The sequence below is a fragment of the Rhizorhapis sp. SPR117 genome (genome assembly GCF_021742065.1).
The window spans coordinates 1-6663 of the sequence record NZ_JAKKIE010000106.1 but is presented as its reverse complement, the minus strand read 5'-3'; the positions used below and the strand labels follow the sequence as shown (position 1 = coordinate 6663).

Sequence of the window (6663 nt, the reverse complement as noted above, 5' to 3'; positions counted from 1 at the left end):
ACCAATGGGTGTTCAATGACTTCACAACGTTCAGCATCCGGGAAAATCCAATCCCCACTGGACAAACATCATAGGAGATCAACCATGGCACCTCTTACGACCCTCGAATTGATCTTGGCCGTACTTGCTCTGGTCGCCGTTGCAGCAGCATTTGCCTTTTGGCTGCAAGCGCGGCGACTGACTCATGCCAGAACACGTTTTGGTCCGGAGTTTGACAGAACACTTAGCCAAACCCACGACGAAAAAAGGGCGGAAGCTCTGCTACATGAACGCGAGCAGCGCGTGGCGAAATTCGCGATCAAACCGCTGTCCGAACGGCAGCGCAAGCGCTTCATACTGGATTGGAACAACGTCCAGGCAGAATTCGTCGACGATCCGCATACAGCAGTGAGGGATGCCGATGAACTGCTCAGCGATGTGATGCAGACGCGCGGCTATCCCATGAGTGACTTTGATCAGCGCGCTGCCGACTTGTCCGTTGATCACCCCGATGTCGTGGAAAACTATCGGCGGGGCCATGTCATCGTCGTGCGGCACCAGAATGGCGAAGCAGGAACCGAAGAGTTGCGTCAAGCCATGATCCACTTCCGCGCGCTCTTCGACGATCTGGTCAATGAACCAGGCCCCAATACGCCCAAGCGGCGGATTACCCGCAGATCTGATGGAGTAGCGAGCAATGACTGACAACATATTGAAAGATAGTGATTCTGGCAGGATTTCGACAGCCGACATCGCCGGTCGCACCCATCTGGACGAGGAAACTGTCCGCGATGAACCGAACCAGTTCAGCGTCTCCGAGGAGCATCCGCCCCTTTTCCTTGAGGACGATGCCGATATGCTGAGGACACGGTGGGCGCAGGTGCAGACCAGTTTCGTGGACGAACCACGGCAGGCGGTGGCTGATGCAGACAGCCTCGTCGCATCTGCCATGACGCGGCTCTCGGAAATATTCTCCGACGAACGATCTCAGCTCGAAACCCAATGGGATAGCGGCGAGGATGTTTCCACCGAGGATTTGCGGATCGCCATGCAGCGCTATCGCTCATTCTTCGAACGATTGCTGGCGGTCTAACCCGGATATTTCAGTGTGCCCGATCAGCAAGAGTGAAGGGCGGTCTTTCCCAAAAAAAGCCGCCCTTTCCTCTCCTAGCCCGTTCCTGATTTACTGCGCCACTGGCGCCGCCGCGCTGGGGTCCAGCGGCAAGCCGCCAAGCTGCGTCACCATCTGCGTATAGGCATCCAGATAGGCGAGCACGATGACCTGACCAACATCGGTGTTCTGATAGCTCGACCCGCCAACAGCAGCAAGACCGCCGCCCCACCAGCCGCCCGCGCCGCCACCAAAGCCGACATCGGATTTGCGCGCATAGCCTTCGACCAGCCGTTCCTGTTCGGTCGTGCGGGCATTGACCAGTGTCAGCATGACATTGGCTTCCTTCTTGCTGACCTTCAGGCCGCCCAGAAGCGCACCCGCGCCACCGCCGATAAAGCCGCCCAATGCACCGCCAAGACCAAAGCCGCCGCTATTGGCGTTCTTGGTAACCAGATCCGGCACAATGAAATAATCCGCCGCCTTCACCTGCCGTTTGCCGATATTCGACCCGGCCTGCAATTCCCCGCTGTCGGCAAGCGCGCGTTCGATGTTGCGGCTCTGCAATCCCTTGCCGCGGTCGACCAGACCAAAACAGCCTGATTTCATCACGAACAGTTTGATGATGGCTTCGGGCGATCCCAGGTTCAACGCGGTCCACCACTGATTGTCGGGCTCAACCACCGCGATGGTGCCAAGCTTTTTCGTGCAAATCGGAATTTCCGTCACACCTTTCTGCTTGGCCTTTTCAGCGGACGATTTGTCCTTGGCCAGCGCAGGTGACGTCGCGGCCAGACAGATCGCGATGGATATGAAAGTGGAAGTGACTTTTTTCAGCACAAATACCCCCCAGATGATATTATGCCGCGCAGTAAAAGCGGGCAGGACTCGTCGATACGCAACCCTGTTTTGCTGCTTCTAGCAAATGCATTGTCGAGGGAATAGCAAAATCCTTTGCGACTTTATTGAGGGAAAGGGACAAGGCATGTCCAAAATAATCTTCTACCATAACCCGCGCTCGCGCGCCGCCATGGTTCACTGGATGCTGGAAGAATGCGGTGCCGATTACGAACTTCGCCCCATTGATTTTGAAAAGGGGGACCACAAAAGTCCCGAATTTCTGGCGATCAATCCGATGGGGAAAATACCTGCGGTCGTCGTGGACGGCACGGTCATCACCGAAACGCCTGCCATCATCGCGTGGCTGGCGGATGCGTATCCCGCCGCAAAACTGGCGCCGCCGGTGGGATCGCCCGAACGGGGCACATGGTATCGCTGGCTCTTTTTTGGCGGAAGCTGTTTCGAACCGGCATTGAGCGACAGAATGTTCAACCGTCCCAGCCCTGAAAATGCCGCAGCACTGGGCTGGAGCAGCTTTGAAGTGGTGCTCACTACGCTGGCAAAGGCGCTTGATCCCGGTCCATATCTCTTGGGAGAAGATTTCAGCGCGGCCGACCTCTATATCGGGTCTGAACTTAACTGGGCGATGATGTTTGGCGCGCCTGGCTTGAAGGACAAGCCGGTTTTCACCGCCTACGTCGATCGCCTCACCGCCCGCCCCGCCTATCAACGGACCTTGGCACCGTAAACTCCAGCCGATCCCGCATAGACACAAAAAACCCGGCACGTTGCCGCACCGGGTTTTTCAGCTTTCGTTATGGCAATGCTATCAGTTGCGGTTGCCCATGAAGCGCAACAGGAACATGAACATGTTGATGAAGTCGAGATAGAGATTCAACGCCCCCATGATCACGACCTTGCCCACCATATCCGTGCCCGCGACATGGGCGTACATGCTCTTGATCTTCTGCGTGTCATAGGCGGTCAGGCCAGCGAAAATCAGTACGCCAATGGCGCTGATCGCCAAGTCCATCACCGTTGACTGCAGAAAAATGTTGATGATCATCGCCACCAACAGGCCGACTACACCCATGATCAGGAACGTGCCGAATCCCGACAGATCCTTTTTGGTCGTGTAGCCAAAGAGGCTAAGGCCCGCAAAAGCCGCCGCCGTCGCAAAGAAAGTCTGAGCGATCGATGTCCCGGTATAAACCAGGAAGATCGTCGACATGCTCAGACCCATGACCGTCGCAAAGCCCCAAAACAGCGCCTGCGCTGCACCTGTTGACAAGCGGTTGATGCCAAAGCTCATCACCATCACGAACGCCAGCGGCGAAAAGATGATGAGATATTTCATCAGGCCGGGGCCCATCATGATGTCCGCAGCCATGCCGCTGCCTGCAAACAACATCGCTACAATGCCGGTCAGCAGCACGCCGCTCGACATATAATTATACACAGAAAGCATATGGGACCGCAGCCCCGCATCGAATGCGGCATCACGTACTCCGGTGCTTGCACCGAAACCCGTGGCTGTCGTCCGGGGGTCAGACCAGTTCGCCATCGCAAATCATCTCCATCAGTTTTCTCGGCCCGTATGCCGACTACACGTCAATATCGTAGGATTGCTCTCCAGTTTCAAGGAAAACCGGAATGTTGCCGGTCGATTTATTCCACGGCATAGGTTAATTTTGCCTATGCACCGCCTGTTTATCGCAATTCAGCCGCCCGCTGCCATACGAACGAACCTTCTTTCGACCATGGGCGGCATAGAAGGCGCGCGATGGCAAACCGACGCGCAATTGCATCTGACCCTGCGTTTCATTGGCGAAGTGAATCGGCATCAGGCGCAGGATATTGCGGCGGCGCTGGGCGGGATTAGCGCATCACCTTTCACAATAAGCCTAAGTTCCGTCGGCGCTTTCGACCGTCGCGGGCGCGTGGAGGCGCTTTGGGTCGGCGTAACGCCGCATGATGAACTCAAAGCTTTACACAACAAGGTCGATCGCGCCTGCACTTCCGTCGGTGTCCCACCCGACAAACGCGCTTACCTGCCTCATATAACGCTCGCGCGTCTCAATCGATCTTCCGGGCCGGTCGACAATTTTCTGGCTTTGCATGCGGGTCTGTCCAGTACGGAATTCACGGTTGACCAGTTTGGCCTGTTCGAAAGCGAATTGGGCCGGCAAGGCGCAGTCTATCATCTGGTGGAGCGCTATCGCCTTGTGTGAATCACACGGTCGCTCTACCCGTCAAAGCGTTCAGGAATCCTTCGACCCCCATCGTCACATCGGCCCATGTGGCATCGAATCCTTCGTCTTCGCCAAAATAAGGATCGACAACGCCGGTCCCCGTTCGGCCTGGCACATAGTCCAGCAACAGTGACAGGTGCGCGGTCGCTCCGATCGGACGTTCCGCCTCCAGATCGCGCAAATTATCCGCATCAAGCGCCAATATATGCGTGAAGCGCAGGAAATCTTCGGCCGATATTTGCCTCGCCCGGTAACCGCTGATGTCGATACCATGCCGACGCGCCACTGCCATGGCGCGGCGATCGGGTGGTTTGCCCACATGCCAGTCGCCGGTTCCAGCAGAATCGACGCCAATATTCAGCGCACGCGCCGTAACCGCGCGCCGCAATGCCGCTTCCGCCAACGGTGAACGGCAGATATTGCCAAGACATACGAACAGGACATTGGCGAACAGGACATTGGCGATCATGCGAGTACTGAGCGATGCATCACCCGGCCGCGAATACGCCGCAGGCGATCCGACCGCCACTGTTGCCCGATGGGTCCGTCATCAAATCATCCGGCCCGGCGTGAACCACCATCGCGGCTCCATCGGCATCCAACAGCGGATTACTTCCATCCGATACGCTGGCATCGGCAATGGTAATTTCCAGGCTGCCCCGGCCGTCAGTGCCGATCAGCAAATTGGGCAAATCACCCATATGCATGCCTTGGGGATTATTCTTGCCATGTTCCCGGCCGGTCGGATTCCAGTGGCCGCCAGCACTGGAAAAATCGGGCGGCGTACAGTTTCCGGTCATGTGGACATGCACACCATGCGATCCGGCGGGCAAGCCTTCGCCTGTGATCATCAGCCTGATAGCGCCACCAGTATCAGTTGCCTGCACACGACCGCGCGGTGATCCATCGGCCGCAAACAACGTCGCCGTCGCCGTCTGCCCGCCCACGGGTTGTTGGGCCTCATTCGCCGCCATATCGCCAGTGGCACAAGCGCCAAGCAGGGCGGTAGTGGTCAACAAAATCAGGGCTTTGGTCATGGTTTGGCTCCATCGGTGTTTTGAATATTCAGGGCATGAACGCCGGAATGCGCACAATGTTGCCTGATTCCATTCTCATGTCGAAACAATTTCATGAAGCCAACGAAAAAAGGGGCCAGCCAATCGGCCGACCCCTCATTTTCGTAACCCAACCCGAAGGCCGGAATATTACTGACCCGAACCCGGACCGTAGGTGATTTCCACCCGGCGGTTCTGCAGTTCGCGAACACCGTCTGCGGTTTCGACGCGTGGAGCGCTTTCACCAAAGGCTTCGGTGCTGATGACGCCGTCAGGAATACCCTTCGAAGTCATGTAGGCACGAACCGAGTCCGCACGGCGCTGGGACAGGCCAACGTTGTAGGATGCCGAACCCGACTTGTCCGCGTGACCAGCCAACATCACGTTTGCGTTACCGCAATCGCTGTAAGCGGAAATCGCATTGTCCAGAATGCTCGCTGCATCAGGCGTAATGTCCGACTGATCCCATTCGAAGAACACGATGTACGGCCCAGGCGTGCACACCGCAGCCGGCGGAGGCGGCGGAGGAGGCGGGGGCGGAGGAGGAGGCGGGGGGGGAGGAGGAGGAGGAGGAGCTTCCGGCTCACCACCAAAGTTATAGGTCAGACCCGCCAAAAGGCTGTGCGAACGGAAACGGGTTGAAATATCATCCCCGGCAAAGCTGACAACGTCCACATTGGGCGCGTTGAAGAAGCGATACTTCAGGCTGGCATCCAACCGGCTTGTGACCGGCATGCGAACACCTGCCAGAGCCTGCCATGCAAAACCCGTGTCGGTGTCGTAAACGACGCCTTCGGTATTCTGCCGAACGCGTGCAACACCGGCACCGCCACCGACGAAGCCTTGCAGGCCATCGTCAGGACCGAAGTCCAGCAAACCGTTGAGCATAAAGCTGAGAGCAGCGTTATTGCTCTTGGTTCCCGCCACGGTGCCAGCAGGCAGAGTGACCGAATAGGAGTCAATCGTTGCACGACGGTAGCCGACTTCCGCTTCTGCACGGAAAGGGCCAAAATCATAACCGATAACGCCGTCGACGTCATAACCGACATCATCATCGATGCTGCCAACGTTGTTTACGCCATTGATATCGTAATCAAAGTCCTCGACAATCATGCCGCCAGCGTCGCCGCCGATATACCAGGAGTTGTCACGAGCAAGGGCCGGACTGGCCAATGCAGTGGAGGCGAGTGCTGCAGCTAAGGCAAGCTTCCGCATAGTAATCCCCTTTCAAAATGGTCACAATGGACTGCGAAAACCCTCTAATGCCAAGAAAGTTTCCATGCAAGGCTTGAAATTGCAAATTTGTTGCTAAATTGTCGCAGTTGATATCTGATTTGATGTAATAAATTCCTAGTCACCCGGAACTGTAATCCACCTCATTGATTCACGCCTCTTTGAGGAGATGAACAATGCTAGGTCGGCAGGC

At 56.7% G+C, this 6663-nt stretch carries 9 protein-coding genes; 4 read left to right on the top strand and 5 right to left on the bottom strand.

The window, feature by feature from the left end:
* Nucleotides 1-84: 84 nt before the first annotated feature.
* Together L3X40_RS20410 and L3X40_RS20405 are read left to right on the top strand one after the other, a co-directional pair.
* A complete protein-coding gene (locus tag L3X40_RS20410; protein WP_237367227.1) occupies nt 85-684 on the top strand; it encodes a hypothetical protein in 600 nt (199 codons plus the stop codon).
* Nucleotides 677-1072 carry a hypothetical protein gene (locus tag L3X40_RS20405; RefSeq protein WP_237367226.1) on the top strand — a complete coding sequence of 132 codons (396 nt, stop codon included), beginning with the start codon at nt 677-679 and terminating at the stop codon, nt 1070-1072. The genes L3X40_RS20410 and L3X40_RS20405 overlap by 8 nt, the downstream gene beginning before the upstream one ends.
* A 90-nt stretch (nt 1073-1162) precedes the next feature.
* On the opposite strand, the gene L3X40_RS20400 is transcribed toward L3X40_RS20405, so the two are convergent.
* Nucleotides 1163-1930: a CsgG/HfaB family protein gene (locus L3X40_RS20400; RefSeq protein ID WP_237367225.1), complete on the bottom strand. Its 768-nt coding sequence runs from the start codon at nt 1928-1930 to the stop codon at nt 1163-1165.
* A 145-nt stretch (nt 1931-2075) separates the two neighbouring features.
* Between L3X40_RS20400 and L3X40_RS20395 the strand changes: the two genes are divergently transcribed.
* Nucleotides 2076-2678 (top strand): glutathione S-transferase family protein, encoded by a 603-nt coding sequence (locus L3X40_RS20395; protein ID WP_237367224.1) that lies wholly within the window; start codon nt 2076-2078, stop codon nt 2676-2678.
* Between the two features lie 81 nt (nt 2679-2759).
* Here L3X40_RS20395 and L3X40_RS20390 read toward each other — a convergent pair whose 3' ends face one another.
* Entirely contained in the window at nt 2760-3494 is a 735-nt protein-coding gene (locus L3X40_RS20390) for a Bax inhibitor-1/YccA family protein (RefSeq protein WP_237367223.1), read from the bottom strand.
* 133 nt (nt 3495-3627) lie between these two features.
* On the opposite strand from L3X40_RS20390, the gene thpR reads away from it, so the two are divergent.
* On the top strand, nt 3628-4161 hold the full coding sequence (gene thpR, locus L3X40_RS20385) for an RNA 2',3'-cyclic phosphodiesterase (RefSeq protein ID WP_237367222.1): 534 nt from the start codon (nt 3628-3630) through the stop codon (nt 4159-4161).
* A 1-nt stretch (nt 4162) separates the two neighbouring features.
* On the opposite strand, the gene L3X40_RS20380 is transcribed toward thpR, so the two are convergent.
* The 3 genes from L3X40_RS20380 to L3X40_RS20370 all read right to left on the bottom strand — a co-directional run bounded on the left by L3X40_RS20380 (nt 4163) and on the right by L3X40_RS20370 (nt 6452).
* The gene (locus tag L3X40_RS20380) at nt 4163-4651 is read right to left on the bottom strand and encodes a low molecular weight protein-tyrosine-phosphatase (protein WP_237367221.1); all 489 of its coding nucleotides are present in this window, start codon (nt 4649-4651) and stop codon (nt 4163-4165) included.
* Nucleotides 4652-4670: 19 nt separating this feature from the next.
* Nucleotides 4671-5219 (bottom strand): superoxide dismutase family protein, encoded by a 549-nt coding sequence (locus L3X40_RS20375; RefSeq protein WP_237367220.1) that lies wholly within the window; start codon nt 5217-5219, stop codon nt 4671-4673.
* Nucleotides 5220-5387: 168 nt separating this feature from the next.
* Nucleotides 5388-6452, bottom strand: a complete 1065-nt coding sequence (locus tag L3X40_RS20370; protein ID WP_237367219.1) for an OmpA family protein — start codon at nt 6450-6452, stop codon at nt 5388-5390.
* Nucleotides 6453-6663 lie beyond the last annotated feature (211 nt).